Raw genomic sequence first — 24310 nt, 5'->3', positions numbered from 1 at the left:
TCGACGACTCAGCGGATCAGTGGGCTGCCCACTCGACCTGCGAGATATCGACGCCATCCTTGAACATGTCCCACAAGGGTGAAAGCTCACGCAATTTCGTTACCGCCTCGCTGACCTTCTGCGCGGCGTAGTCGACTTCTTCTTCGGTAGTGAAGCGGCCGAACGTGAAACGGATCGAGCTGTGTGCCAGTTCGTCGTTGCGCCCCAGCGCGCGGAGCACGTAGGACGGCTCCAGCGAAGCAGAAGTGCAGGCCGAACCGGAGGAAACCGCGAGGTCCTTGAGCGCCATGATCAGCGACTCGCCCTCGACATAGTTGAAGCTCAGGTTCAGGTTGTGCGGCACACGCGAAGTCATGCTGCCGTTCACATAGAGCTCTTCCAGATGCTCAACCTGCTTGAAGAAGCGGTCGCGCAGCTTGGTGATGCGCTCATTCTCAGCAGCCATTTCTTCCTTGGCGATGCGGAACGCCTCACCCATGCCGACCGACTGGTGGGCCGCCAGCGTGCCAGAGCGCATGCCGCGCTCATGACCACCGCCATGCATCTGCGCCTCAAGACGAACGCGTGGCTTACGACGCACGTACAGCGCACCGACACCTTTCGGACCGTAGGTCTTGTGAGCGGAGAAGGACATCAGATCAACCTTCATGCGCTCCAGATCAATCTCCACCTTACCGGTGGACTGAGCGGCGTCGACATGAAACAGCACGCCGCGCGAGCGGGTGAGCTCACCGATGGCGGCAATATCGTTGATTGTTCCGATCTCATTGTTCACGTGCATGATGGACACCAGCACGGTGTCATCGCGCAGCGCTGCTTCGACCATGGCAGGGGTAATTACCCCGTCTTCGCCAGGCTCGAGATAGGTCACCTCGAAACCTTCCCGCTCGAGCTGACGGGTCGTATCCAGAACGGCCTTGTGCTCGATCTTGCTGGTCACGATGTGCTTGCCCTTAGAGGCATAGAAGTGCGCAACACCCTTGATTGCCAGGTTATCCGACTCGGTCGCACCGGAGGTCCAGACGATTTCGCGAGGATCTGCATTGACCAGTTCTGCAACTTGGCGGCGTGCGTTCTCGACAGCCTCTTCGGCTTTCCAGCCAAAGGCGTGGGAGCGCGACGCAGGATTACCGAAGTTGCCTTCGGCAGTCAGGCACTCGACCATCTTCTCGGCGACGCGAGGATCGACTGGTGTGGTAGCGGAGTAATCCAGGTAAATCGGCAACTTCATCAGGTATCTCCTATCAGGCTGTCGTCCTGCTCATTCGACGGCGGACGCTTCAATCTTATCCAGCTGCGAAATCTGGCCATTGGTGCGGCGCATATCCTGGCGCAAAGCTACTTCCTGAACCTCACGACGCATCACCAGATCCGCCAGACTGATACCGCTTAGAAACTCATGGATCTGCTGGCTCAAATCGCACCACAAATGGTGAGTCAGACAGGTATCACCCGAATGACAGTCGCCCAGCCCTTGGCAGCGGGTAGCGTCGACCGACTCGTTGACCGCATCGATAACTTGGGCAACCTGAATACCCGCCATTTCGCGGGAAAGCTGATAGCCGCCGCCCGGCCCGCGTACGCTTGTAACCAGGCTGCCACGGCGCAGCTTGGCAAATAACTGTTCGAGATAGGAAAGCGAGATGCCTTGCCGCTCGGAAATATCCGCAAGGGACACCGGCCCGTGCTGCGCATGCAGCGCGAGATCGAGCATCGCAGTGACGGCGTAACGGCCTTTAGTAGTCAATCGCATCGGCTTGCACCAAGCATCATGGTTTGGGCAAGTATGCAATACCCGACTATTTGGATCAACTATAAGTCCGATTAAATTAGTAGGACTTTAGCCGCACGAAGATGGACCCCGGAACGAAGCCAGGCGCCGCGCTTCAAAACACGCGCATCATAGCAGGACGCCTACCTTATGGCACTTCAGGTACGCGGCTCGTCGCCCGCATCCTTGACCTCGGCAAAATCCTCTTCGCGTAACTCGGGCATCTGCTTCGCGCAATAATCACTGCCAAGTGCAGTCAATGCCTGGCACATGCCCTCCATACGCTCCTCGACCGCCTGAACGTGATCAAGCAGCTGGCCGATAGCGCGCGCCACCGGATCAGGCATATCTTCAGTCACACCGTAAGCGTCGAAGCCGATCTTCTCGGCTATCGCCTTGCGCTTGGCTTCCTGCTCGTCATCGGACTTGACGATCACGCGCCCGGGAATGCCCACCGCGGTGGCTCCAGTCGGAACTGCCCGGGTAACGACCGCATTGGAGCCGACCTTGGCACCGGCTCCCACCGTGAACGGGCCGAGGATCTTCGCTCCGGCGCCGACGATTACACCGTCCTCGAGCGTGGGGTGGCGTTTACCCTTGTTCCAACTGGTGCCGCCCAAGGTCACCCCATGGTAGAGCGTCACGTCGTCGCCGATTTGCGCCGTCTCACCAATGACGATCCCCATCCCATGATCGATGAAGAAACGCCGACCGATCTGCGCTCCAGGATGTATTTCTATCCCGGTCAGCCAGCGCGCCAGGTTCGAATTCATCCGCGCCAGCCACTTGCAATCGTTAAGCCACAGCCAATGGGAAACCCGATGAAACCAGACAGCGTGCAGCCCCGGGTAGCAGGTAATGACCTCGAATGCGTTTCGCGCTGCCGGATCGCGATGAAAAACACTCTGGATATCTTCGCGCATGCGCTCGAACATCAATCAGATCTCCGCTTGTGGGGTTCGCCGCGGACGGCTTTTTGGGTTTCGGTAAGGATTCCGCGCAGGATATTCATTTCCAGCTTGCTTATACCGCTACGACCGTAAAGCCTGCGCAGACGCGGCATAAGGTGCCGAGGTTTCTGCGGGTCAAGAAAGCCGATATCGACCAGAGTTTGCTCGAGATGCCCGTAGTAATGCTCCAGCTCGTCAGCGGTAACCGGCTGCGCATTGAGCATCGAAGTGGTTTCGAGCTTCTCGGGCTTGCTTGGCTGGTTATTTGCTGCGAGCCAGGCTATGCGCACCTCATAGGCAAGCACCTGCACCGCCGCCGCCAGGTTCAGCGAACTGAAGTCAGGATCGGACGGAATGTGCACATGGTACTGGCAGCGCTGAAGCTCTTCATTTGTAAGTCCGGCATATTCACGCCCGAACACCAAGGCGACCTCGCCGCCCCGCTCGACTTGCTCCAGGCAGACCGCGCCAGTTTCGCGCGGGTCCAGCACCGGCCAGGGGATGCGCCGATCCCGCGCACTGGTACCCAGCACCAGACTGCATCCCACCAGCGCCTCCTCGAGCGTTGCAACGACCTGCGCCGAATCGAGAATATCCGTCGCACCGGACGCACGGGCGATGGCGTTCGGACTGGGAAAATCTTCTGGGTCTACCAGTACCAAGCGGGACAACCCCATGTTTTTCATGGCCCTGGCTGCGCCGCCGATGTTACCGGCATGACTGGTATTGACCAGCACCACACGAATGTTCTGAAGCGACACTGTTGTTCTCGATCGAAAGGCAAAGCGAAAGCTTACAGGAAGGCCCCGCGGCTCCGCCATTACCACCCCGGCGGCCTCCAACCACATAACATCCCGAACGACCTTTCTGATAGAATTGCCGGCTTTCTTTAAACGACCAGGTATTTAATCGATGCAGCCCATGCTGAATATCGCGCTGCGCGCCGCCCGTAGCGCTGGCGAAATGATTGTTCGTTCCACCGAGCGCCTGGACGTGATCTCGGTTAGCGAAAAGGACGCGCGCGATTACGTCTCGGAAATCGACCGTACCGCCGAACAGCTCATCGTAGCAGCGCTGCGCAAAGCTTATCCGAACCACGGCATATTGGGTGAGGAAGGCGGGCTACTGGAGGGCAGCGGCGACGGCAAGGATTACCTATGGGTGATCGATCCGCTAGATGGCACAACCAATTTCCTGCGTGGCGTCCCGCATTATGCGGTCAGCATCGCCTGCAAATACCGCGGCCGCCTTGAGCATGCCGTAGTCCTCGATCCGGTACGCCAGGAAGAGTTCACGGCGAGTCGTGGCCGCGGCGCTGCACTCAATGGACGCCGCCTACGCGTGAGCGCGCGCAAGAGCCTGGAAGGCGCCCTGCTCGGCACCGGCTTCCCGTTCCGCGATGGGCAGATGGACAACATGGACAGCTACCTGAACATGTTCCGCAGCCTGGTCGGTCAGACTGCAGGTCTGCGTCGCGCCGGCGCCGCGAGTCTGGATTTGGCCTATGTAGCGGCTGGCCGCTATGATGCCTTCTGGGAATTCGGCCTCTCTGAATGGGACATGGCCGCTGGCGCACTGCTGATTCAGGAAGCAGGAGGCCTAGTCAGCGACTTCAGCGGCAGCCACGACTTCCTCGAGAAGGGCCAGATCGTCGCCGGCAACACCAAGTGCTTCAAGGCCGTACTGACCGCTATCCAGCCACACCTGACGCCCTCCCTGAAGCGCTAAGGAACGGCAAAAAAACGCCCATTGGGCGTTTTTTTGTGCTTCGAGTCAGCTCACCGCTGCGTCAGCACCAGCTGACCGTCGCGATATGGAATCCGTCCGCCAGGGTCCCGGTCCATCCGGACCTGACCGACCTCGCCATCCAGATCATATTTCACGTCGTAACCGACGACCTTGTCATGGGTGTCAGTTATGGTATCGCAGCGGGTTTCTGTAGTCGTATAGGTATCATTTGCCTGCATACGACCCTGCACCTGATTACCGGCATAACCGCCACCTACCGCCCCGACAACTGTCGCAATTTTCTTGCCATTGCCGCCGCCGACCTGGTTTCCCAGCAAGCCTCCGACAACCGCTCCCACAGCCGTGCCGGCGACTCGATTGGCGTCCTGCACTGGCCGTTGCCGCGTCACCGTCACATCACGGCAAACCTCGCGAGGTGTCTCAATGGTTTCCTTGATCGGCTCAACAGCCAGCACCTCGGCAAACTGCGGCCCGCGATCGACCAGCGTATAGGTGGCAAAAGCACCGCCAGCCGTGACGACCACAGCTCCGTAAACACCACCCACCAGCATCGACTTGTTCATTGACTCTTCCTTCTTCTGACGGGCCAGGCCCGCGGCGGCGCGTTGGGCAGCGCAGCCGGTCAGAAGTTCAAAAGCCGTTCAGGGGCGCTCATCGACTTCTTCCACCACTGGTGGTATCAGGTCATCGCGCGTCAGGTTCAGCCAAACCAGCAACATGCCGGCGACATAAACCGACGAATAGGTACCCGCGCCGACGCCAATCAGCAGCGCCAAGGAAAAGGCCCAAAGATTCTCGCCACCAAAGAACATCAGCGCACCGACCGCCAGCAAGGTGGATACGGAGGTTGCCAGGGTGCGCAGCAACGTCTGCGTGGTGGAGATATTGATGTTCTCCAGCAGCTCCGCCTTGCGCAGCATGCGGAAGTTCTCTCGAATCCGATCGAAGATCACGATGGTGTCGTTGAGCGAGTAACCGATCACCGCGAGCACCGCAGCCAGCACCGTAAGGTCGAACGAAATCTGGAAGAACGAGAAGACCCCAAGCACAAGAATCACGTCATGAAACAGCGAAAGCACTGCACCCAGCCCGAACTTCCACTGAAAGCGAAAGGCGACGTAGACGAGAATGCCGCCCAGGGCAAGCAACATGCCCAAACCACCCTGATCGCGAAGCTCCTCTCCCACGGCCGGCCCGACGAACTCGACTCGCTTGACCGTGATGGCGTTCGCGGAGGCATCGCCACGTAGCGCTTCGGCGATACGCTCGCCCAGCATCGGATCATCTCCGGGCATTCTTACCAGTACGTCAGTGGTCGCCCCGAAGCTCTGCACCACAGCTTCACCGTAGCCAGAGCTGGAAAGCTGTGTCCGCACCTGCTCCAGACTCACCGGCTGCGCATAGGACAACTCGACCAGGGTTCCGCCAGTGAAATCCAGGCCGAAATTCAAGCCCTTCACCGCCAGACTGGCCAGGGAGGCGAGAGTGATCAGTACGGTCAGGGCGAACGCCACATGACGCACGCCCATGAAATTAATTACGCGTTTCATCGTGCTAGCCCCTTAAATCCACAACTTCTTGAGATCGCGGCCACCGTAGATCAGGTTGACCATGGCTCGGGTCACAATGATTGCAGTGAACATGGAAGTCAGAATTCCAAGCGAGAGGGTCACGGCAAAGCCTTTGATCGGACCGGTGCCCATGGCGAACAGGATGCCGCCGACCAGCAGCGTGGTCAGGTTTCCGTCCACAATCGCGGAAAACGCCCGGTCAAAGCCTTCGTGAATAGCGCGCTGGATCGACATGCCGTTGCCTATTTCCTCGCGGATACGCGAGAAAATCAGCACGTTGGCATCGACCGCCATACCCATCGTCAACACGATACCGGCGATGCCTGGCAACGTCAGCGTGGCCCCCAGCATCGACATCAAAGCAGTCAGCACCACCATGTTGAACAACAGCGCAACCGTGGCCAGCACCCCGAAGAACTTGTAGATCAGCACCATGAAGACCGCGACGAAGAGAAAGCCCCACATCGCCGCCTCAACGCCTAGCTTGATATTTTCGGCACCCAGACTCGGACCAATGGTGCGCTCCTCAGCGAAATACATCGGCGCTGCAAGCCCGCCAGCACGAAGCAGGAGAGCCAACTCGGACGACTCACCCTGACCATCCAGACCAGTGATACGGAACTGACTACCCAGGGGCGACTGAATGGTCGCCAGACTGATGATCTTCTTTTCTTCCTGGAAGGTCTCGACGCGCACTTCCTGCTCGACGCCCTCGACCATTTGCTTGATATAGCGCGTGGTCGGGCGCTGCTCGATGAAAATCACCGCCATGCTGCGACCAACGTTGTTACGAGTGGCGCGATTCATCAGGTCGCCGCCATGGCCATCCAGACGAATGTTGACCTGCGGACGGCCATTTTCGTCATAGCTGGCCTGAGCATCGGTGACCTGATCGCCAGTGATGATCAGGCTACGCTCAAGCTGTACAGGCGGACGTCCCTCTTCACGAAACTCGAAGGTCTCGGTTGTGGCTCGAGGCGCATCAGCCTCGGCCGCCAGACGGAACTCGAGGTTAGCGGTCTTGCCGAGGATACGCTTGGCTTCGGCGGTGTCTTGCACACCCGGGAGCTCGACAACGATGCGGTTCGCGCCTTGGCGTTGAACCAACGGCTCGGAAACCCCAAGCTCATTTACCCGATTACGGACCGTGGTCAGGTTCTGCTTGATGGAATATTCACGGATCTCCGCCAGCTTGGCCTCGGTGATCGCTAGGCGCAGAACCTGCTGACCATTGCGCTCACTGGAAGTCAGCTCGAAGTCGTTGAAGTTCTTGCGGATCAGCGACTGGGCAGCCGACAGCGCGGCGTCGTCAGCAAAGCCGAGCTGCACAGCATTTCCGGACGGCGGGAGGCTGCGATAACGCACACGCTCCTTACGCAGCAGGCTCTTGATCTCGCCTTCGTAGACGTTGAGGCGCGTCTCGATCGCCTTGTCCATGTCGACTTCGAGCAGGAAGTGCACCCCACCAGACAGGTCCAAACCCAGCTTCATCGGGCTCGCACCCAAATTGCGCAGCCATTCAGGCGTAGTGGGCGCAAGGTTGAGCGCAACGACGTAGGCATCACCCAGGGCGCGGCGCACCACATCCTTGGCTGGCAGCTGATCGTCCTGATTGATCAGCCGCAACAGACCGCCACGGCCCTGCTCGTCCAGGCTCGCTGCCTTGACCTCGATGCCGGCCTCAGCAAGCGCCTTGCTAGCACGGTCGAGATCGGCCTCGGTGACGTTGAGCGAAGCCGCCGCGCCAGTAACCTGAACCGCCGGGTCATCGGGGTAGAGGTTTGGCGCCGAATAAGTGAAGGCAATGCCTAGCACTACCAGTATCAGCAGGTATTTCCAGAGAGGGAATCTATTGAGCATGACGCAGCCCGTCTAATGACGCGGGGCGCCTTGCGCGCCCCGTCGTTGGTGTTGAGTAGTAGTCAGCTCAGATGGCTTTCAACGTGCCCTTGGGCAGCGTTGCGGCAATAGCCACCTTCTGGAATTTCAGCTCAACCGAGTCGGAAACTTCGATCACGACGAAATCATCGGAAACCTTGGTCACCTTGCCCGCGATACCACCGGAGGTAACTACCTCGTCGCCCTTTTGCAGGCCGCCGATCAGATTCTTGTGCTCCTTGGCGCGCTTGGCCTGCGGGCGCCAGATCATCAGGTAGAAGATGACCAGAAAACCAACCAGGAACAGCCACTCGAAGCCACTACCAGCGGGACCAGCGGCAGCCTCTTGAGCGTAGGCGGCGGGAATCAGAAAGCTCATGTAGCACTCCTGTTGCAGAGATCAGTTTAGTTATGGATTCGTCACGCAAGCGGCGGCGTTGGCAGGCCGCGCTTGGCATAGAAGGCGTCGACAAAGGCCGCCAATGTACCCTGTTGAATAGCATCGCGTAAACCAGCCATCAGACGCTGGTAATGACGCAAGTTATGGATTGTATTCAACATGCTGCCCAACATTTCGCCACACTTATCCAAATGATGCAGATAGGCGCGGGAGAAGTGTTTGCAGGTGTAACAATCGCAGCCGGCATCCAGCGGAGAATCGTCATGCCGGTGCATGGCGTTGCGAATCTTGACCACGCCACTGTCGGTAAACAGGTGCCCGTTACGTGCATTGCGAGTTGGCATTACGCAATCGAACATGTCCACACCACGACGCACGCCTTCGACCAGATCTTCCGGCTTGCCCACCCCCATCAGGTAGCGCGGCTTATCGGTCGGCATCTGCGGCGGCAGAAAGTCGAGCACGCGGATCATTTCTTCCTTGGGCTCGCCGACCGAAAGTCCTCCGATCGCCAGACCATCGAAACCGATCTCGCACAAGCCTTCCAACGAGCGCATGCGCAGCGACTCGTGCATGCCGCCCTGAACGATACCGAATAGCGCCGCAGGACTATCGCCGTGCGCATCCTTGGAGCGTCGCGCCCAGCGCAGCGACAATTCCATCGAGCGCCGCGCGACGTCCTCGTCGGCCGGATAGGGCGTGCATTCATCAAAGATCATCACGATGTCGGAGCCGAGATCGCGCTGCACCTGCATGGACTCTTCGGGCCCCATGAAGACCTTGGCGCCATCGACTGGCGAAGCGAAGTAGACGCCCTCCTCCTTGATCTTGCGCATCGCACCCAGACTGAATACCTGAAAACCGCCAGAGTCGGTCAGGATCGGCCCCTGCCACTGCATGAAGTCGTGAAGGTCACCGTGCGCCTTGATCACTTCAGTACCCGGCCTCAGCCAAAGATGGAATGTATTGCCGAGAATGATCTGCGCCCCGATCCCCTCGATATCGCGCGGCAGCATGCCCTTCACCGTGCCATACGTGCCCACCGGCATGAACGCCGGCGTTTCCACCGTGCCTCGTGGAAAGGTCAAACGCCCACGTCGGGCTTTGCCTTCGGTGGCGAGCAGCTCGAACGACATATGGCAGGTACGACTCATTGGAAATCCTCAGGGCCGCGCGGGGCCGGGTTGCGCGTGATGAACATGGCATCACCGTAACTGAAAAAACGATAATTGTTGGCGATCGCCTCGGCATAGGCGGCCATGGTTTCCGGATAACCGGCGAATGCGGAGACCAGCATCAGCAACGTGGATTCGGGCAGGTGGAAATTGGTCACCAGCGCATCGACCACGTGAAATGGCTTGCCTGGGTAGAGGAATATATCGGTGTCGCCGCTGAATGCCTTGAGCACGCCGTCACGCGCCGCGCTTTCCAGCGAGCGCACACTGGTGGTGCCAACCGCAACTACTCTGCCGCCACGCGCCCGACAGGCCGCGACCGCATCGACCACGTCCTGACCGACTTCCAGCCACTCACGGTGCATGTGATGTTCTTCAATGCGATCGACACGCACCGGCTGAAACGTACCCGCCCCTACATGCAGCGTGACGAAAGCGCGCTCGACACCCTTCTCTTGCAGCGACGCCAGCAATTCAGCATCGAAATGCAAACCCGCCGTCGGCGCGGCGACCGCTCCCGCTCTCTGCGCATAGACGGTCTGATAGCGTTCGCGATCAGCGGTATCGTCTGGCCGATCTATATAAGGAGGCAGAGGCATATGCCCGACGCGGTCGAGCAATGACAAGACGTCCTCGCCGAATTCCAGTTCGAACAGCGCCTCGTGGCGCTCCAGCATCAATGCTTCTCCGCCGCCGTCGACATGGATCTTCGTCCCAGGCTTCGGCGATTTGCTCGAGCGGATATGCGCCAGAACGCGGCGATCATCAAGCAGCCGCTCGACAAGCACTTCGACCTTTCCGCCGGTGGTCTTCTGACCGAACAGGCGCGCCGGAATGACCCGCGTGTTGTTGAAGATCATCAAATCGCCGGGGCGCAGAAAATCGAGCAGCTCGGCGAACCCACGATGCTCCAGCCGACCGGTCGGGCCATCGAGCACCAGCAACCGGCTGGCGCGACGTTCGGCCAGCGGGTGGCGGGCGATCAGCGAATCGGGCAACTGGAAGGAAAAATCGGAGACTTGCATTGAAATGATCGGCGCAGGGCTTTGGAGGGCGCAAAGCTTATCGGAAACACTTCAATCTGGCCACGCCAGACGATTGACCGCTTCGCATTGCATCCCTATACTGCGCCGCCACTGTGCCTCGATGGCGGAATCGGTAGACGCAGCGGATTCAAAATCCGCCGTTGGTAACAACGTGAGAGTTCGAGTCTCTCTCGAGGCACCATGAATCAAGCACCGGAGGCTGCCGATAGCCTTTGGTACAGGGGAACCGCTTAGCAACAGCGGCATCGCCCCAAGCAGCAGTCGATGCATCCATGCATCGAGCAAACGCAACAGACGTCATCAAAGCCGGCCCGCGGCAGAACGGCCCTTTTTTTGGCGTTGAGTGGTTTGATTGAAATCACTCCAAGGCATCGCACGACAGCAACATCACACAGATCCGCACCACCCAAACACGCCAAAAAGCGTAGCTTGCTGTGGGCAAACTCTATGACTCCGAGGGCTTGGCATCGGCCGGCGAGTTATCGTAGAGTGTGCCCACTGTGTTTGCATGGGTCGCCGTTGAATCGTGACCTGGTGCAGTAGATCTCAAGATCCGCTACATCCCGTTCGACTCTATTACTCCTTGCAACCAGTCTCCGCCTTCTGCCCTATGCAGAGGCGTTTCTACTATTGAGTTTCAAGGATACAACGCTATGTCGAATCGTCAGAACGGTACCGTCAAGTGGTTTAACGACGAGAAAGGTTTTGGTTTCATCACTCCCGAGAGCGGTCCGGATCTGTTCGTGCATTTCCGCGCGATCGAAGGCAACGGCTTCAAGAGCCTGAAAGAAGGCCAGAAAGTCAGCTTCATCGCTGTGCAAGGTCAAAAGGGTATGCAGGCTGACCAGGTTCAAATCCAGGAATAAGCCCCGCTCCGCAAAAGCCCCTGATGACTACATCAGGGGCTTTTTTATGCGCGCAATTCCGTAGAATGCGCGCTGCCATTCTCTGCGAGACTTCCATGCGCAACCATTTGCTCAGCCCACAGGGCCAGTTTCCTGCCGCCGGCCTGACCCGCCGACTCGCCGCGATCTTCTACGATGCTTTTCTTTCGATTGCATTGATGATGGTGGTCACACTGTTCTACCAGCAGGTCGTGCTGCGCCTGGTTTATGGCAGCGAAGGTCTCAAGGCACTGGCGGATACCGGCGGGCTGGATATCGACCCAATCTTGTCCACTCTACTGCTATTCAGTCTGTTTGGTTTTTTCGCCAAGTTCTGGACCCATAACGGCCAGACGCTCGGCATGCAGGTCTGGGGCGTGCGCATTCAGAACGCCGACGGCAGGGCCATCGACCTGTGGCAGGCGCTGCTGCGTTTTCTGATCGCGGTCATTTCCTGGCTTGCCCTCGGACTGGGCTATTGGTGGATGCTTTGGGACAAGCAGCATCGGACCTGGCACGACATCTATTCAGAAAGCCTGGTCGTTCAGCTGCCGAAAAACATCCATAAGAAGTGACGCTAGCGGCCCTTCTCTTCGGGCCGCCGCACTAGCCAGCCCGACGCAGCAGGAAAACGCCTGCAAGCGCACAGATCCCAGCCGGAACCGCCACGGCCAACAACGGCGAGAATCCGAACACCTGACTCGCCGGCCCCAGCAGATCCTGCAGAATGCGGAACACGAAGCCAACGATTACACCGGTGAAGATCCGCTGGCCGAGCGTCACCGAGCGCAACGGCCCGAAAATGAACGAGATCGCCAGCAACACCAATGCCACCGTCACAGCCGGCTGTAACACCTTGGTCCAGAAGGCTAGCCAGTAGCGGCCATTATTCAGCCCCTGGTCACCCAGGTAGTGAATGTAGCGCCACAGCCCTGTTATCGATAAAGCATCGGGTTCCATGACGACGGTACCGACCAGCTGTGGCGTGAGTTGCACGTCCCAGCGCTCTTCGGCCGCCTTGATCACCTCGGTATGATCACCGCGAAAATGCGTCGTGGCGACGTCGCTGAGCAACCACTCGCCGCCGTCGTAGCGTGCCCTGCGGGCAAAGCTTGCCGAGAGCAACTGCCGTTGCTCGTCGAAGCGATAACGGGTGACGCCGAGCAATGCCCCGCTTGGTTGCACCGCATTGATGTGCACGAACTCCTCACCCTGGCGATGCCAGAGACCGCGTTTGCTGCTTTGCGCTTCACCCGCACCCTGTGCCGAGGAGCGGCTGGCCTGTGCGATATTTTCGCTCCAAGGCGCCACGTACTCACCGATAAGCACGCCAACCAGCATCAGCAGCAGCATCGGCTTCATCACCGCCAGTACGATTCGCCCGAGCGACACACCGGCGGCGCGCATGATGGTCAGCTCGCTGCTGCTGGCGAGCGTGCCAAGGCCGATGAGGCAGCCGATCAGAGCTGCCATCGGCAGCATCTCGTAAACGCGCGACGGGGTCGTGAGCAGTACGTAGACGGCGGCATTCAGCGTGCCGTAACTGCCCTTCACATCACCCAGTTCATCGATGAAGGCGAACAGCAACGCCAGGCCGACTATGATGCCGAGCACGGTTAGAATCGCCAGCAGCACGTGGCTGCCGATATAGCGATCGAGCTTACGCATGAGCAACCCTCGACACGGCGCGACGCTTATCGATGGCGAGTCGCAGCGGTTCCCAGTAGAGCATCAGCATCCCTATCGCGAAAAAGATTCCATGCACCCACCAGAGCCCCAGTGCCGGCGGGATTCGCCCCTTGTCCAGCGAACCACGAGCCGCGATCAGCAAGGCCAGATAGGTCATGTACAAGAGGATGGCGGGCAATAACTTGAGAAAGCGTCCCTGACGCGGGTTCACCTTTGACAGTGGCACCGCCAGCAGCGTAACGATGAATACCAGAAGCGGCAGCGACAGTCGCCATTGCAACTCGGACTGCAACCGGATGTTATCGCTGCCGAAGAGATCGCGGGTCGGCATCGCCTCGCGGTCGCTCAATTCGACACTGACTTCCGGTTTGGGCAGTAGCACACCATAGGTGTCGTACTGGATCGCCCGATAATTGGCCTGCCCCGGGTTGCCATCATAGCGATAGCCATTTTCCAGAATCAGGTAGCGACTTCCATCAGGCTGGATTTCCTGCCGCCCACTTTCAGCCACCAGCACGGAGAGCCCGCGTTTTTCGCCGGTCGCGCTGGACAGATTGGTCTCGGATATGAAAACGCCGGCCAGCTCGGTGCGATCATCAGTCAGTTCGCGAGTATAGGTCACGCGAGTTCCGTCGCGCAGGGTCTGGAAACGCCCAGGCACCAGCGTATCGAACTCTGTCAAAGAATCCTGCTCATTGAGAATACGATCAACCTCAGCGACACCTTGCGGAGCCAATCCGAGGCTGAGCCAGCCAACCAACCCCGCGATCAGCGCGGCCGGTGCCAAACTGTAGGCCAGCAGACGGCGCTGGCTCATACCCGTGGCAGAAAGGACGGTCATCTCGCTATCGAGATAGAGCCGCCCGTACGCAAGCAGAATGCCAAGGAACAAACCCAGCGGCAGAATCAGCTGAAGGAACCCCGGCAGACGGAAGCCCATGATCATGAGCAGTACACCCGGATCAAGGAGCCCCTGCGCGGCCTGCGCCAGGTATTTGATAAAGCGACCACTCATGATGATCACCAGCAGCACGGCGCTAACGGCGCTCAGAGTGACCAGAAGCTCACGGGACAGGTAACGAAAGACGATCAAACCGGACACTCCAGGGTTGTCAGGCTCCGGCGGCTACGCTCAAACTAGCCGCCAAGCAGCCGGCCCGCCAGCAACAGGACGTTGGACATTACGCAGTTTTCCCAACGCCCCGGTGTACGAACCACCGGAAAACAAGCCCGGCATTATCCTGCAAACCCGACTCTTTGTCTTGGGGACTCGACGCCATGGAATTTGTTGTAAAAAACGCCAAAGCAGCTGCGGCAAAAACGGCCACACTGGTTCTACCAGTCGGTGAAAACCAACAGCTTGGCGCCATTGCGCAGAGCGTGGACCAGGCCAGCGGTGGCGCGATCAGCGCCGTCCTCAAACGTGGCGACCTGCAAGGCAAGCCGGGCCAGACCCTGCTGCTGCACAACCTGCCGGAGCTCAAAGCCGAACGTGTGCTATTGGTCGGCACTGGCAAGGAAGACGAACTCGACGCGCGCCAATGGCGCAAAACCGCCGGCGCCGCGCTCGCTGTCCTCAAGGGGCTCGGCGGCAGCGATGCGACCTTTGCCATGCAGGATGTCCAGGTCAAGGACCGCGACACCTACGCTCGCACCCGCATGCTGATCGAGGTGTTGGCGGACGGTCAGTATGTATTCGATCAGTTCAAGAGCAAGAAGAGCGAAGCCCCTTCCTTAGGCAAGATTACCCTCCTCGCGGACAAGGCAGGACAACCTCAGGTAGAGCGCGCTACACGCCATGCAGCCGCGATTGCCGCAGGCATGAGCTTCGCCCGTGACCTGGGCAACCTGCCGCCAAATATCTGCCATCCGAGCTATATGGCCGACCAGGCCAAACAGCTCGGCAAAACGTATAAAGGCCTTAAAGTCGAAGTCCTCGACGAAAAGAAGCTGCGTGAACTTGGCGCCGGCTCCTTCCTGGCCGTCTCCCAAGGCAGCGATCAGCCGGGCTGCATCGTCGTCATGCAGTACAACGGCGGCAAGAAGGGCGAGCAGCCCTATGCGCTGGTCGGCAAGGGCATCACGTTCGATACCGGCGGCATCAGCCTCAAGCCTGGCCAGGGCATGGACGAAATGAAGTACGACATGTGTGGCGCAGCCAGCGTGCTCGGCACCTTCCGCGCGGCACTGGAGCTGCAGTTGCCGATCAATCTCGTCGGTCTGCTCGCCTGCGCGGAAAACATGCCCAGCGGCAACGCCACACGCCCGGGCGACATTGTCACCACCATGAGCGGCCAGACCGTCGAGATTCTCAACACCGATGCCGAAGGCCGCCTGGTGCTTTGCGATACGCTGACCTACGCCGAACGCTTCAAGCCACGCGCCGTGATTGATGTTGCTACCTTGACCGGCGCATGCATCGTTGCGCTGGGCAGCAACACCTCAGGCTTGCTAGGAAATAACGATGAGCTGCTGCAGCAGGTACTGGGCGCCGGGCAGAAAGCCGACGACCGCGCCTGGCAACTGCCGCTGTTCGATGAATACCAAGAGCAGCTGGACAGCCCCTTCGCCGACATCGCCAACATTGGCGGCCCCAAGGCCGGCACCATCACCGCGGCCTGTTTCCTCTCTCGCTTTACCAAGGCCTACCCCTGGGCGCACCTGGACGTCGCCGGCACCGCATGGACCAGTGGCGGCAAGGAAAAAGGCGCGACAGGTCGTCCGGTGCCGCTACTGACCCAATATCTGCTGGATCGAGCCGAGCAGGCATGAGCCAAGCGAGCGGATACCGGGCATGACGCGCATCGAATTTTACGTACTGCCTGACAGCGAACCGGCGGGCCGCGCCCGAGCAGCCTGCCAGCTGGCTAGCAAGGGCTGGCAGCACGGCATGCCCGTATTCATCCGTTGCCAGGACAGTCAGCAATGCACCGAACTGGATCAGCTGCTGTGGAGTTTTCGCGCCGAACGCTTCATTCCTCACGAGCTCCACGAGGACGATCCACAGGCGCCTGTGGTGATCGGCACGGAGCAGCCGCCCGCCACCGCACAGGGTCTGCTGATCAACCTGTCGCCCACTTTGTCGCCGCATACCGATCAGTTCAGCCGCGTGATCGAGATCGTCAACCAGCAGCCGGAGCTATTGACCGTTTGCCGGGACAATTTTCGGCTCTATCGGCAGCGCGGCTATGATCCAAAGAGAGTCGAACTGTAGCGAGCGATGGCTGACGGCGAACTCACTCCAGTACAGCCGGTCAACAACGATTGCGATCGGGCCAATGCCCGTTTCAGGAGCGCCAATACTCGCCTGGACGCTTAAATCTTCGGAAACCACCGTACATGACGCAGACGCCACCCTCAAAAGCCTCCCACCTTCTCGACGACCTGGAATCCATCCGTGCGTTGCTCGGCGACCAGGACCCACCTGTGCTAAGCGAGATGGTGGACCCTGACAGTATCCCGCTACTCTCTGACGTCGTCGCGCGGCCTGCAACGGCAGCGACGCAAGCCGAGATCGAACCGCGCGAGCCAGCCGTGCGTACGGCTTTTCGTACGCTTGCCGAGCGCCACCTCGATCATGAGCTGCGCACTGCTGCGCAACTGATCTTGCAGGATGTCATCGATGACTTCGTGCCGCAGATAGAGGCCGAACTGCGTAGCCGCCTGGAGTCCAGGGCGGAACAGTTGCTCAAATCCCATCGGCCATAAGGGCTCGCTAGCACCGTCCAAGGCGCGCTTGACTACGTTCCGCTCTGCGCGCCAGTGCAGCTCATCCGCCGCGGCGGATTAAAAGCGGCACTGCGATTCGGTCGCTCGTGCACTTTGCCTTTATACTTGCCCGCTTTTCCGATCAGCCGTTCTAAGGGTCCCGCCGCATGGACAAGACCTACCAGCCGCATGCCATCGAAACTTCCTGGTACCAGACCTGGGAATCGAACAATTACTTCGCCCCCCAGGGTTCAGGCGAGTCCTACACCATCATGATCCCGCCGCCAAATGTCACCGGCAGCCTGCACATGGGTCATGGCTTCAACAACGCGATCATGGATGCGCTGATTCGCTTCCGCCGTATGCAGGGCCGCAACACGCTGTGGCAACCGGGTACGGATCATGCGGGCATCGCCACGCAGATGGTCGTCGAGCGTCAGCTCGGCGCGCAGGGCGTTAGCCGTCACGATCTGGGCCGCGAGAAGTTTCTCGAAAAGGTCTGGGAGTGGAAGGAGGAATCCGGCGGCAACATCACTCGTCAGATCCGCCGCCTGGGCTCTTCGGTGGACTGGTCGCGCGAACGCTTCACCATGGATGCCGGCCTGTCCAACGCCGTGAAGGAAGCCTTTGTCCGACTGCATGAAGATGGCCTGATCTACCGCGGCAAGCGCCTGGTCAACTGGGACACCAAGCTGCACACGGCGATTTCCGATCTCGAAGTCGAGAACCATGACGAGAAGGGTCACCTGTGGCACCTGCGCTATCCGCTGGCCGATGGCTGCATGACGGCGGATGGCAAAGATTACCTGGTCGTTGCCACCACCCGACCGGAAACCATGCTGGGTGATGCTGCAGTTGCGGTACATCCGGAGGACGAGCGCTACAAGAACCTCATCGGCCGCCACATCATGCTGCCGCTGGTGAACCGCCTGATTCCAATCGTGGCTGACGACTATGTCGATCTCGAGTTCGGTACCGGCTGTGTGAAGATTACCCCAGCTCACGACTTCAACGACTACGAAGTCGGTAAGCGCCATCGCCTGCCACTGATCAACATCTTCGATCGCAACGCGGCCATACTCGGCCGCGCGCAGGTATTCAACATCGATGGCACGCCGAATGACAAGGTGGACGCCAGCCTGCCCGACGGTTACGCGCACATGGATCGTTTCGATGCGCGCAAGGCCATCGTTGCCGAATTCGAAGCCATGAGCCTGCTGGAAAAGATCGACGACCACGCGCTGAAAGTCCCTCGTGGAGACCGCTCCGGCACGATCATCGAGCCCTGGCTGACCGATCAGTGGTACGTCTCGACCAAGCCTCTGGCAGACAAGGCAATCAAGGCCGTCGAAAGCGGCGAAATCCAGTTCGTACCCAAGCAATACGAGAATATGTACTTCAGCTGGATGCGTGACATCCAGGACTGGTGCATCAGCCGCCAACTATGGTGGGGCCATCGGATTCCGGCCTGGTATGACGAGGCCGGCAATGTCTACGTCGGTCGCGACGAGATGGAAGCGCGTACGCGCTACAACCTCGGCAACGAGGTCCAGTTGCGCCAGGATGAGGATGTACTGGATACATGGTTCAGCTCCGGGCTGTGGACGTTCTCCACGCTCGGCTGGCCAGAGCAGACCGACTTCCTGAAGACGTTCCACCCGACCGATGTGTTGGTCACCGGCTTCGACATCATCTTCTTCTGGGTCGCCCGGATGATCATGCTGTCGACTCATCTGACCGGGCAGATCCCGTTCAAGACCGTCTATGTACACGGCCTGGTCCGCGATGGCCAAGGCCAGAAGATGTCCAAGTCCAAGGGCAACGTGCTCGACCCATTGGACATCGTCGACGGGATCGATCTGGACGAGCTGCTGCAGAAACGCACCAGCGGCATGATGCAGCCCAAACTTGCCGAGAAGATCGCCAAGCAAACCCGTGCCGAATTTCCGGAAGGCATCGCCAGCTATGGCACCGATGCCCTGCGCTTCACGTTTTGCTCGCTGGCCTCCACCGGCCGCGATGTCAAATTCGACATGGGTCGTGTCGAGGGTTATCGCAACTTCTGCAACAAGATCTGGAACGCCGCCAACTTCGTCTTCGAGAACACCGAAGGCAAAGACACCGGCGTGGATGGCGCGCCGGTTGAGCTGTCGCCCGTCGACCGCTGGATCATTTCGGCCCTGCAGCGTACCGAGGCTGAAGTCACCCGCCAGCTCGAGGCCTTCCGCTTCGATTTAGCGGCCCAGGCACTCTATGAGTTCATCTGGGATGAATATTGCGCCTGGTATCTGGAACTGGTGAAGCCGGTACTCTGGGACGAGAGCGCCAGCCTCGAACGCCAGCGCGGGACTCGCCGCACGCTGGTGCGCGTACTGGAAACCGCGCTGCGTCTGGCGCATCCATTCATGCCCTTCATCACCGAAGAGATCTGGCAGCGCGTCTCGCCACTGGCAGGCAAGTCCGGACCGACCCTGATGCTGCAACCCTGGCCGGAATTCAATCCGGAGCGCCTCGATGAGGCCGCCGAGGGCGATATCGAGTGGGTCAAGGCGTTCATGCTCGGCATCCGCCAGATCCGTGGCGAGATGAATATCTCCATGGCCAAGCGGATCGACGTGGTCCTCAGCAATGCCTCCGACACGGACCAGCGTCGTCTGGCTGACAATGAGCCATTGTTGAAGAAGCTGGCCAAGCTCGAGAGCATTCGCATACTTGCCGCCAGCGAAGAACCGCCAATGTCCGCCACGGCGCTGGTCGGTGATATGCAAGTGCTGGTGCCGATGGCCGGGCTGATCGACAAGGACGCCGAGCTCGCTCGCCTCGACAAGGAGATCGGCAAGCTCGAAGGCGAGGTGAAACGCGTCGGTGGCAAGCTCGGCAATGCCGGCTTCGTCGACAAGGCACCGGCCGAGGTGATCGACAAGGAACGCGCCAAACTGGCCGAGGCCGAGCAGGCCAAAGCGCGACTGGTGGAACAGCGCGAGCGCATCGCCAGCCTGTAATGAAGCCAAAGGCCAGCACTTGATGTGCTGGCCTTTTTGCTTACGCAAATCCTCTTGATTGATGACAAGTTACTGCCGGTGCGGCTGGTACACTATGTCGCACATCGAAATATCCGATTACAACTGGCAGGCTCGAATCGACGCAGAAAGCTCTACGACATTGAAGTAAGCCCGCAGCGAAGCACCCCCGAGTGGGGTGGCCGTACGCGCAGCCGTTCACGACGCAGTTCCCGCCGTCCGTATCGCGGTTTCAACTTAATTCACTCGCATAGCCAGTCGCCCCTTCTTTTTAAGCCCGCCAGCAACCCGAGCCAGTTTCGCCAAACGGGCCGGTACGGTTTCTAAAAGTGGAGCCCCTCCGATGTATGTACTCATGGCTGTTGTGTTTGTCATTGGCTATCTATGCATAGCCTTCGAACATCCTCTGAAGATAGACAAGGCGGCCGCCGCGATTCTGACCGCGGTGCTTTGCTGGACGGTGCTGGTATTAGGCGCGGACGCCATCGTCCCGCTGTTGCAGCCGGGCAGCCATGATCCGGGCAACTCGTCCGCCGTGGTGGTCGAGGCGCTGCGGCATCACCTGGGAGAGATATCGGAAATCCTGTTCTTTCTGCTCGGTGCAATGACCATCGTCGAGCTGATCGATTCCCACGAAGGTTTCAAGGTCATCACCGACCGCATTCAGACTCGCAAGCGCGTCCACCTGCTTTGGATCATCGGCTTCCTGACGTTCTTCCTGTCTGCCGCACTGGACAACCTGACCACCACCATCGTCATGGTCTCGCTACTGCGCAAGCTGATCCGCGGCCGTCCGGAGCGCTGGCTTTTCGTCGGCGTTGTGGTGATCGCCGCCAACGCTGGTGGTGCCTGGTCGCCCATTGGCGACGTAACCACCACCATGCTCTGGATCGGCAATCAGATCACCGCACCAGGCGTGATCGTCGGGCTGTTTGTACCGAGCCTGGTTTGCCTGCTGGTACCGCTGCTGATCCTCAGCTTCCGCCTGCGCGGCGAGGTGCCCCGCCCTCGGGCCCGCGCGCATCTGGCCGAGCGCCATCCGTCGGCTACCACAGCCTTCGAACGCAACCTGGTACTGGCCCTGGGCCTGAGCGCACTGGTATTCGTGCCGGTGTTTAAGACGGTTACGCACCTGCCACCTTACATGGGCATCCTGTTCGGCCTTGGCGTCCTCTGGGTCGCCACTGAATTCCTCCATCGCCACAAGGAAGAAGAGCACAAGCATCCCCTCTCGGTCGTGGGCGTGCTGCGCAAGGTCGATACTCCGAGTGTGTTGTTTTTCCTCGGCATCTTGCTGGCTGTCGCGGCGCTAGCCACCGCCGGTCACCTGACCCAGGTGGCCACGTTGCTGCGCGAGTCGATGGGTCACATCTATCCGATCAACTACACCATCGGCCTGCTTTCGGCCGTGGTCGATAACGTGCCACTGGTAGCCGGGTCGATGAAAATGTATCCGCTGGTCAGTCCTGCCGTACTTGCGGCGGCCGCGCCGGGTGAGGTCGCCTGGCTGTCGCAGTTCGTGGTCGACGGTAATTTCTGGGAGATGCTCGCCTATTGCGCCGGCACCGGAGGCAGCACTCTGATCATCGGTTCGGCGGCCGGTGTCGCAGCCATGGGCATGGAAAAGATCAGTTTCACCTGGTACGTCAAGCGTGTCAGCCTACTGGCTTTCCTCGGTTACACGGCCGGCACGGTCACCTACATCGGCATGCTCGCCCTGCGTTGATGCGTGGCAATCCTCGAGTCGTCGAAGCCGTATAAAGCGGGCTTCAACGGCCCGGGTTTCAAATCATGGAATCGCGATGACCATCAGCAAGACCAAGAGCAGTTTCTACCGACGCCTCTACGTCGCCTGGCTGATCGACACCGGAGCGGCCACCAGCGTGCCAGCGTTGATGGCTGCAACCGGTATGCCCAGACGCACCGCTCAGGACACCCTGGCCGCATTGGCCGATCTCGATATTGACTGCCGGTTCACCCAGGAAGACGGTGAGCGACATAACGCCGGCCAGTACCGTATTTACGATTGGGGTGCGATCGACCAGCAATGGATCGAGCGCAACCTCGCCCAACTCAAATCTGTTCTCGGTTATCCATGACTTGCGCCCGGCGGCGAGGCGCCGCCGATAGGGTTACGCTCCGCTCTCCCATGCACTGACACACGCGCCATACTATCCATCGGTCGCGTGTTCGTTTATCGCGGGTATCGCTAAGCTGTGGATCTTTTCGCTGGATGGTCCGCTCCCGATGCCCCAACGCCCCGCCCTATTCCCGACTCTGCTGGCCGGTGCCACGCTGCTGCTGGTCGTTCACGGCCTTGGCCGCTTCGTCTATACACCGCTACTGCCGTGGCTGGTGCAAGACGGACTGCTGACGGTACAGGAAGGCGCCAGCATCGCCAGCTGGAACTACCTGGGCTATCTCATCGGGGCGCTCCTTGCGTTGCGCTGGCACCGGGTTGCTCAGATCCGCCGCAGCCTGCCGTGGGCGCTGGTCCTGCATGGGCTCAGCACGCTGGCGCAGACTCAGGTCGAATCAGCCGACGCGCTCTCCGCGCTGCGCCTGCTCAACGGCATCAGCAATGGGCTGGTTTTCGTCCAGGCCCCTTCATTGATCCTCGAGTGGCTTGCGCGCCATCGCCGCGTGTCCTCCAGCGGCCTGGTCTACCTAGGCGTGGGTGTCGGGATGATCCTTTCCAGCCTCCTGGTGAGCCTGAGCAACGGCGTGCTCGAAGGTGCCGATCGCTGGTGGCCGGCCGCGCTGCTGTCCATTCCGCTGGCATGGTGGGGCTGGTGGCGGCTGGCCCGCCTGGACATGCCGGAAGCTGAGCCCACCGAGGAACCAGTACACGTACCAAGCGGGCGTCTGCTGGATCGCGCCAGCACACCGCTATTTCTCTCCTACGCTGGCGCCGGTATGGGCTACATCCTGCCGATGACCTTCCTACCCATGGTGGCTAGCCTGCAGGTCGACCCGAGTGATTTCCTCATCGAAAGCAGCTGGTTGGTGGTCGCGCTCGCGACGCTCCCCTCGCCCTGGTTGTGGAACCGTCTTGGTGCGCTGCTCGGAGACATCCTGGCCCTGCGTCTAAGTTATGTCGCCCAACTGGCCGGCGTACTGGCCGCCCTATTACTGCCGGGTGCGCCGGGCATCTTGCTTTGTGGGGTATTGGTCGGCGGAACCTTCCTCGGCACTGTGTTGCTGACCCAGCGACTGGCCCGCGCCCTGCATCCGCACCAGGGGCCGCGACTGTCCGCCGCGCTGATCGCGCTCTACAGCCTTACCCAGTTGGCCGGCCCCTGGCTCACTGGCATCTGGCTGAATATGGGCGGCTCCCTGCACAGCGCCTTCTGGCTCGGTGCCGGTGCGCTGCTATGGGGTTTGATCTGGACGCTGCTGGTTCCACGTCGCACCTGAAAGCTGTGGGACAATACGGACTTTTCAACCGCTACCAGCAGCCGAACATGACCGTCTCGAAATCAGCCAAGGCGCCATCGCGCGCCGCCAAGCCCGCCGCTGACAAGACCGCTTTGCACCCCCGTAATCGGCACACCGGACGATACGATTTCCCTGGCCTGATAGCCGCCAGTCCGGAGCTGGCCGAATTCGTGATCATCAACCCCTACGGCAAGCAAAGCATCGACTTCGCCAACCCGGATGCGGTGCGGGTGTTCAACCGGGCGCTGCTGAAGCAGTTCTACGGAATCGCGCACTGGAATATTCCACAGGGCTACCTGTGCCCGCCGATTCCTGGCCGGGCCGATTATCTGCATGGACTCGCCGATCTGCTGGCCGACGAAAATGCCGGCCAGATCCCTCGTGGCGCAAGCATTCATGCGCTGGACATCGGCACCGGCGCCAACTGCATCTATCCGCTGATCGGCTTGCGCGAATATGGCTGGCGCTTTACCGGCTCGGACATCGACGCCACTGCGCTGGCTTCGGCGCGTACCATCGTCGCGGCGAACAAGCTGGGCAAGAGCATCACCCTGCGCCAGCAAACTGACCCACGCCACGTTTTCGAGAAGCTGCTGCAGCCGGATGATCGCTTCGACATCACGCTTTGCAACCCACCCTTCCACGCCTCGCAGGCCGAGGCCAGCAGTGGTAGCCAACGCAAGTGGCGCAACCTCGGCAAGCTCGACCCCAAGCGCAAGCTACCGGCGTTGAACTTTGGTGGCCAGGCGGCCGAGCTCTGGTGCGAAGGGGGCGAGGCGGCATTCACCGCTCGACTGGCGGACGAAAGCCACAGTGTGGCGCAGCAAGTCTGCTGGTTCAGCACGCTGGTATCCAAAGCAGGCAATGTGCAACCGCTACAGGCCCGGCTGAAGAAGCTCGGCGCCCGGCTGGTACGGGTCTCGGACATGTCTCAAGGGCAGAAACGTAGTCGATTCGTCGCGTGGACCTTCTTGACCGAACAGCAGCGGAGCGAGTGGCGCGCGACGCGCTGGAACCGTCGGCCCGGCTGA

23 protein-coding genes and 1 tRNA gene are annotated in these 24310 nt (G+C 60.0%); 12 read left to right on the top strand and 12 right to left on the bottom strand.

Features of this window, described 5'->3' with window-relative positions; all coding sequences use genetic code 11:
* Positions 1-16 precede the first annotated feature (16 nt).
* The 4 genes from DQ405_RS17590 to trmJ all read right to left on the bottom strand — a co-directional run bounded on the left by DQ405_RS17590 (position 17) and on the right by trmJ (position 3542).
* Positions 17-1231 carry an IscS subfamily cysteine desulfurase gene (locus tag DQ405_RS17590; RefSeq protein ID WP_168425377.1) on the bottom strand — a complete coding sequence of 405 codons (1215 nt, stop codon included), beginning with the start codon at positions 1229-1231 and terminating at the stop codon, positions 17-19.
* Between the two features lie 30 nt (positions 1232-1261).
* Positions 1262-1753 carry a Fe-S cluster assembly transcriptional regulator IscR gene (iscR, locus tag DQ405_RS17585; protein ID WP_168425376.1) on the bottom strand — a complete coding sequence of 164 codons (492 nt, stop codon included), beginning with the start codon at positions 1751-1753 and terminating at the stop codon, positions 1262-1264.
* A gap of 176 nt (positions 1754-1929) precedes the next feature.
* Positions 1930-2706, bottom strand: coding sequence for a serine O-acetyltransferase (cysE, locus tag DQ405_RS17580; RefSeq protein WP_168425375.1), 777 nt, complete (start codon positions 2704-2706; stop codon positions 1930-1932).
* Positions 2706-3542 (bottom strand): tRNA (cytosine(32)/uridine(32)-2'-O)-methyltransferase TrmJ, encoded by an 837-nt coding sequence (gene trmJ, locus DQ405_RS17575; protein ID WP_168425374.1) that lies wholly within the window; start codon positions 3540-3542, stop codon positions 2706-2708. Before trmJ ends, cysE begins: the two co-directional genes overlap by 1 nt.
* A gap of 91 nt (positions 3543-3633) precedes the next feature.
* Between trmJ and suhB the strand changes: the two genes are divergently transcribed.
* Positions 3634-4449: a type III secretion system regulator SuhB gene (suhB, locus tag DQ405_RS17570; protein WP_168425373.1), complete on the top strand. Its 816-nt coding sequence runs from the start codon at positions 3634-3636 to the stop codon at positions 4447-4449.
* Positions 4450-4499: 50 nt separating this feature from the next.
* Here the strand turns inward: suhB and DQ405_RS17565 are convergent, their stop codons facing one another.
* The 6 genes from DQ405_RS17565 to queA all read right to left on the bottom strand — a co-directional run bounded on the left by DQ405_RS17565 (position 4500) and on the right by queA (position 10519).
* Positions 4500-5033, bottom strand: a complete 534-nt coding sequence (locus tag DQ405_RS17565; protein ID WP_168425372.1) for a glycine zipper 2TM domain-containing protein — start codon at positions 5031-5033, stop codon at positions 4500-4502.
* A 78-nt stretch (positions 5034-5111) separates the two neighbouring features.
* Positions 5112-6020 (bottom strand): protein translocase subunit SecF, encoded by a 909-nt coding sequence (gene secF / locus DQ405_RS17560; RefSeq protein ID WP_168425371.1) that lies wholly within the window; start codon positions 6018-6020, stop codon positions 5112-5114.
* 12 nt (positions 6021-6032) lie between these two features.
* Complete coding sequence (gene secD, locus DQ405_RS17555; RefSeq protein WP_168425370.1) at positions 6033-7901, bottom strand: protein translocase subunit SecD; 1869 nt, start codon at positions 7899-7901, stop codon at positions 6033-6035.
* A 67-nt stretch (positions 7902-7968) separates the two neighbouring features.
* Positions 7969-8298, bottom strand: a complete 330-nt coding sequence (gene yajC / locus DQ405_RS17550; protein ID WP_021209500.1) for a preprotein translocase subunit YajC — start codon at positions 8296-8298, stop codon at positions 7969-7971.
* Between the two features lie 41 nt (positions 8299-8339).
* Positions 8340-9455, bottom strand: coding sequence for a tRNA guanosine(34) transglycosylase Tgt (tgt, locus tag DQ405_RS17545; protein WP_168425391.1), 1116 nt, complete (start codon positions 9453-9455; stop codon positions 8340-8342).
* A 14-nt stretch (positions 9456-9469) separates the two neighbouring features.
* A complete protein-coding gene (queA, locus tag DQ405_RS17540; RefSeq protein ID WP_168425369.1) occupies positions 9470-10519 on the bottom strand; it encodes a tRNA preQ1(34) S-adenosylmethionine ribosyltransferase-isomerase QueA in 1050 nt (349 codons plus the stop codon).
* Positions 10520-10634: 115 nt separating this feature from the next.
* On the opposite strand from queA, the gene DQ405_RS17535 reads away from it, so the two are divergent.
* The 3 genes from DQ405_RS17535 (at position 10635) to DQ405_RS17525 (ending at position 11999) form a co-directional block, all read left to right on the top strand.
* Positions 10635-10721 (top strand) — tRNA-Leu (locus DQ405_RS17535).
* Positions 10722-11193: 472 nt separating this feature from the next.
* Entirely contained in the window at positions 11194-11406 is a 213-nt protein-coding gene (locus DQ405_RS17530) for a cold-shock protein (protein ID WP_014853413.1), read from the top strand.
* A 95-nt stretch (positions 11407-11501) separates the two neighbouring features.
* Positions 11502-11999, top strand: a complete 498-nt coding sequence (locus DQ405_RS17525) for an RDD family protein (RefSeq protein WP_168425368.1) — start codon at positions 11502-11504, stop codon at positions 11997-11999.
* A gap of 31 nt (positions 12000-12030) precedes the next feature.
* On the opposite strand, the gene lptG is transcribed toward DQ405_RS17525, so the two are convergent.
* A complete protein-coding gene (lptG, locus tag DQ405_RS17520; protein ID WP_168425367.1) occupies positions 12031-13092 on the bottom strand; it encodes an LPS export ABC transporter permease LptG in 1062 nt (353 codons plus the stop codon).
* Positions 13085-14206: an LPS export ABC transporter permease LptF gene (lptF, locus tag DQ405_RS17515; protein WP_168425366.1), complete on the bottom strand. Its 1122-nt coding sequence runs from the start codon at positions 14204-14206 to the stop codon at positions 13085-13087. Before lptF ends, lptG begins: the two co-directional genes overlap by 8 nt.
* Positions 14207-14391: 185 nt before the next feature.
* Here lptF and DQ405_RS17510 point away from each other — a divergent pair, with 185 nt between their 5' ends.
* The 8 genes from DQ405_RS17510 to rlmF all read left to right on the top strand — a co-directional run bounded on the left by DQ405_RS17510 (position 14392) and on the right by rlmF (position 24310).
* Complete coding sequence (locus DQ405_RS17510) at positions 14392-15885, top strand: leucyl aminopeptidase (RefSeq protein ID WP_168425365.1); 1494 nt, start codon at positions 14392-14394, stop codon at positions 15883-15885.
* A 22-nt stretch (positions 15886-15907) separates the two neighbouring features.
* Positions 15908-16327: a DNA polymerase III subunit chi gene (locus DQ405_RS17505; protein ID WP_168425364.1), complete on the top strand. Its 420-nt coding sequence runs from the start codon at positions 15908-15910 to the stop codon at positions 16325-16327.
* 125 nt (positions 16328-16452) lie between these two features.
* A complete protein-coding gene (locus DQ405_RS17500; protein WP_168425363.1) occupies positions 16453-16821 on the top strand; it encodes a DNA polymerase III subunit chi in 369 nt (122 codons plus the stop codon).
* A gap of 167 nt (positions 16822-16988) precedes the next feature.
* Positions 16989-19823 carry a valine--tRNA ligase gene (locus DQ405_RS17495; protein WP_168425362.1) on the top strand — a complete coding sequence of 945 codons (2835 nt, stop codon included), beginning with the start codon at positions 16989-16991 and terminating at the stop codon, positions 19821-19823.
* 361 nt (positions 19824-20184) lie between these two features.
* Positions 20185-21567 carry a sodium:proton antiporter NhaD gene (nhaD, locus tag DQ405_RS17490; RefSeq protein WP_168425361.1) on the top strand — a complete coding sequence of 461 codons (1383 nt, stop codon included), beginning with the start codon at positions 20185-20187 and terminating at the stop codon, positions 21565-21567.
* Between the two features lie 76 nt (positions 21568-21643).
* A complete protein-coding gene (locus DQ405_RS17485; RefSeq protein WP_168425360.1) occupies positions 21644-21940 on the top strand; it encodes a winged helix-turn-helix domain-containing protein in 297 nt (98 codons plus the stop codon).
* Positions 21941-22088: 148 nt separating this feature from the next.
* On the top strand, positions 22089-23258 hold the full coding sequence (locus tag DQ405_RS17480; protein WP_168425359.1) for a YbfB/YjiJ family MFS transporter: 1170 nt from the start codon (positions 22089-22091) through the stop codon (positions 23256-23258).
* Positions 23259-23305: 47 nt separating this feature from the next.
* Positions 23306-24310 (top strand): 23S rRNA (adenine(1618)-N(6))-methyltransferase RlmF, encoded by a 1005-nt coding sequence (rlmF, locus tag DQ405_RS17475; RefSeq protein ID WP_168425358.1) that lies wholly within the window; start codon positions 23306-23308, stop codon positions 24308-24310.

This window comes from Pseudomonas sp. SST3 (assembly GCF_003325755.1).
The sequence above is the reverse complement of the archived record's forward strand: the minus strand, read 5'-3'. Positions and strand labels throughout refer to the sequence as shown.

Excerpts from the sequence above, each read along its gene's own strand:
- DQ405_RS17505 (WP_168425364.1), top strand. The coding sequence starts at position 15,908 with ATGACGCGCATCGAATTTTACGTACTGCCTGACAGCGAACCGGCGGGC.
- DQ405_RS17525 (WP_168425368.1), top strand. The coding sequence starts at position 11,502 with ATGCGCAACCATTTGCTCAGCCCACAGGGCCAGTTTCCTGCCGCCGGC.
- cysE (WP_168425375.1), bottom strand. The coding sequence starts at position 2,706 with ATGTTCGAGCGCATGCGCGAAGATATCCAGAGTGTTTTTCATCGCGAT.
- DQ405_RS17510 (WP_168425365.1), top strand. The coding sequence starts at position 14,392 with ATGGAATTTGTTGTAAAAAACGCCAAAGCAGCTGCGGCAAAAACGGCC.
- DQ405_RS17590 (WP_168425377.1), bottom strand. The coding sequence starts at position 1,231 with ATGAAGTTGCCGATTTACCTGGATTACTCCGCTACCACACCAGTCGAT.
- trmJ (WP_168425374.1), bottom strand. The coding sequence starts at position 3,542 with ATGGCGGAGCCGCGGGGCCTTCCTGTAAGCTTTCGCTTTGCCTTTCGA.
- DQ405_RS17495 (WP_168425362.1), top strand. The coding sequence starts at position 16,989 with ATGGACAAGACCTACCAGCCGCATGCCATCGAAACTTCCTGGTACCAG.
- DQ405_RS17480 (WP_168425359.1), top strand. The coding sequence starts at position 22,089 with ATGCCCCAACGCCCCGCCCTATTCCCGACTCTGCTGGCCGGTGCCACG.
- tgt (WP_168425391.1), bottom strand. The coding sequence starts at position 9,455 with ATGTCGTTCGAGCTGCTCGCCACCGAAGGCAAAGCCCGACGTGGGCGT.
- DQ405_RS17565 (WP_168425372.1), bottom strand. The coding sequence starts at position 5,033 with ATGAACAAGTCGATGCTGGTGGGTGGTGTTTACGGAGCTGTGGTCGTC.
- suhB (WP_168425373.1), top strand. The coding sequence starts at position 3,634 with ATGCAGCCCATGCTGAATATCGCGCTGCGCGCCGCCCGTAGCGCTGGC.
- rlmF (WP_168425358.1), top strand. The coding sequence starts at position 23,306 with ATGACCGTCTCGAAATCAGCCAAGGCGCCATCGCGCGCCGCCAAGCCC.
- queA (WP_168425369.1), bottom strand. The coding sequence starts at position 10,519 with ATGCAAGTCTCCGATTTTTCCTTCCAGTTGCCCGATTCGCTGATCGCC.
- lptG (WP_168425367.1), bottom strand. The coding sequence starts at position 13,092 with ATGCGTAAGCTCGATCGCTATATCGGCAGCCACGTGCTGCTGGCGATT.
- yajC (WP_021209500.1), bottom strand. The coding sequence starts at position 8,298 with ATGAGCTTTCTGATTCCCGCCGCCTACGCTCAAGAGGCTGCCGCTGGT.
- DQ405_RS17485 (WP_168425360.1), top strand. The coding sequence starts at position 21,644 with ATGACCATCAGCAAGACCAAGAGCAGTTTCTACCGACGCCTCTACGTC.
- nhaD (WP_168425361.1), top strand. The coding sequence starts at position 20,185 with ATGTATGTACTCATGGCTGTTGTGTTTGTCATTGGCTATCTATGCATA.
- DQ405_RS17500 (WP_168425363.1), top strand. The coding sequence starts at position 16,453 with ATGACGCAGACGCCACCCTCAAAAGCCTCCCACCTTCTCGACGACCTG.
- iscR (WP_168425376.1), bottom strand. The coding sequence starts at position 1,753 with ATGCGATTGACTACTAAAGGCCGTTACGCCGTCACTGCGATGCTCGAT.
- secF (WP_168425371.1), bottom strand. The coding sequence starts at position 6,020 with ATGAAACGCGTAATTAATTTCATGGGCGTGCGTCATGTGGCGTTCGCC.
- DQ405_RS17530 (WP_014853413.1), top strand. The coding sequence starts at position 11,194 with ATGTCGAATCGTCAGAACGGTACCGTCAAGTGGTTTAACGACGAGAAA.
- secD (WP_168425370.1), bottom strand. The coding sequence starts at position 7,901 with ATGCTCAATAGATTCCCTCTCTGGAAATACCTGCTGATACTGGTAGTG.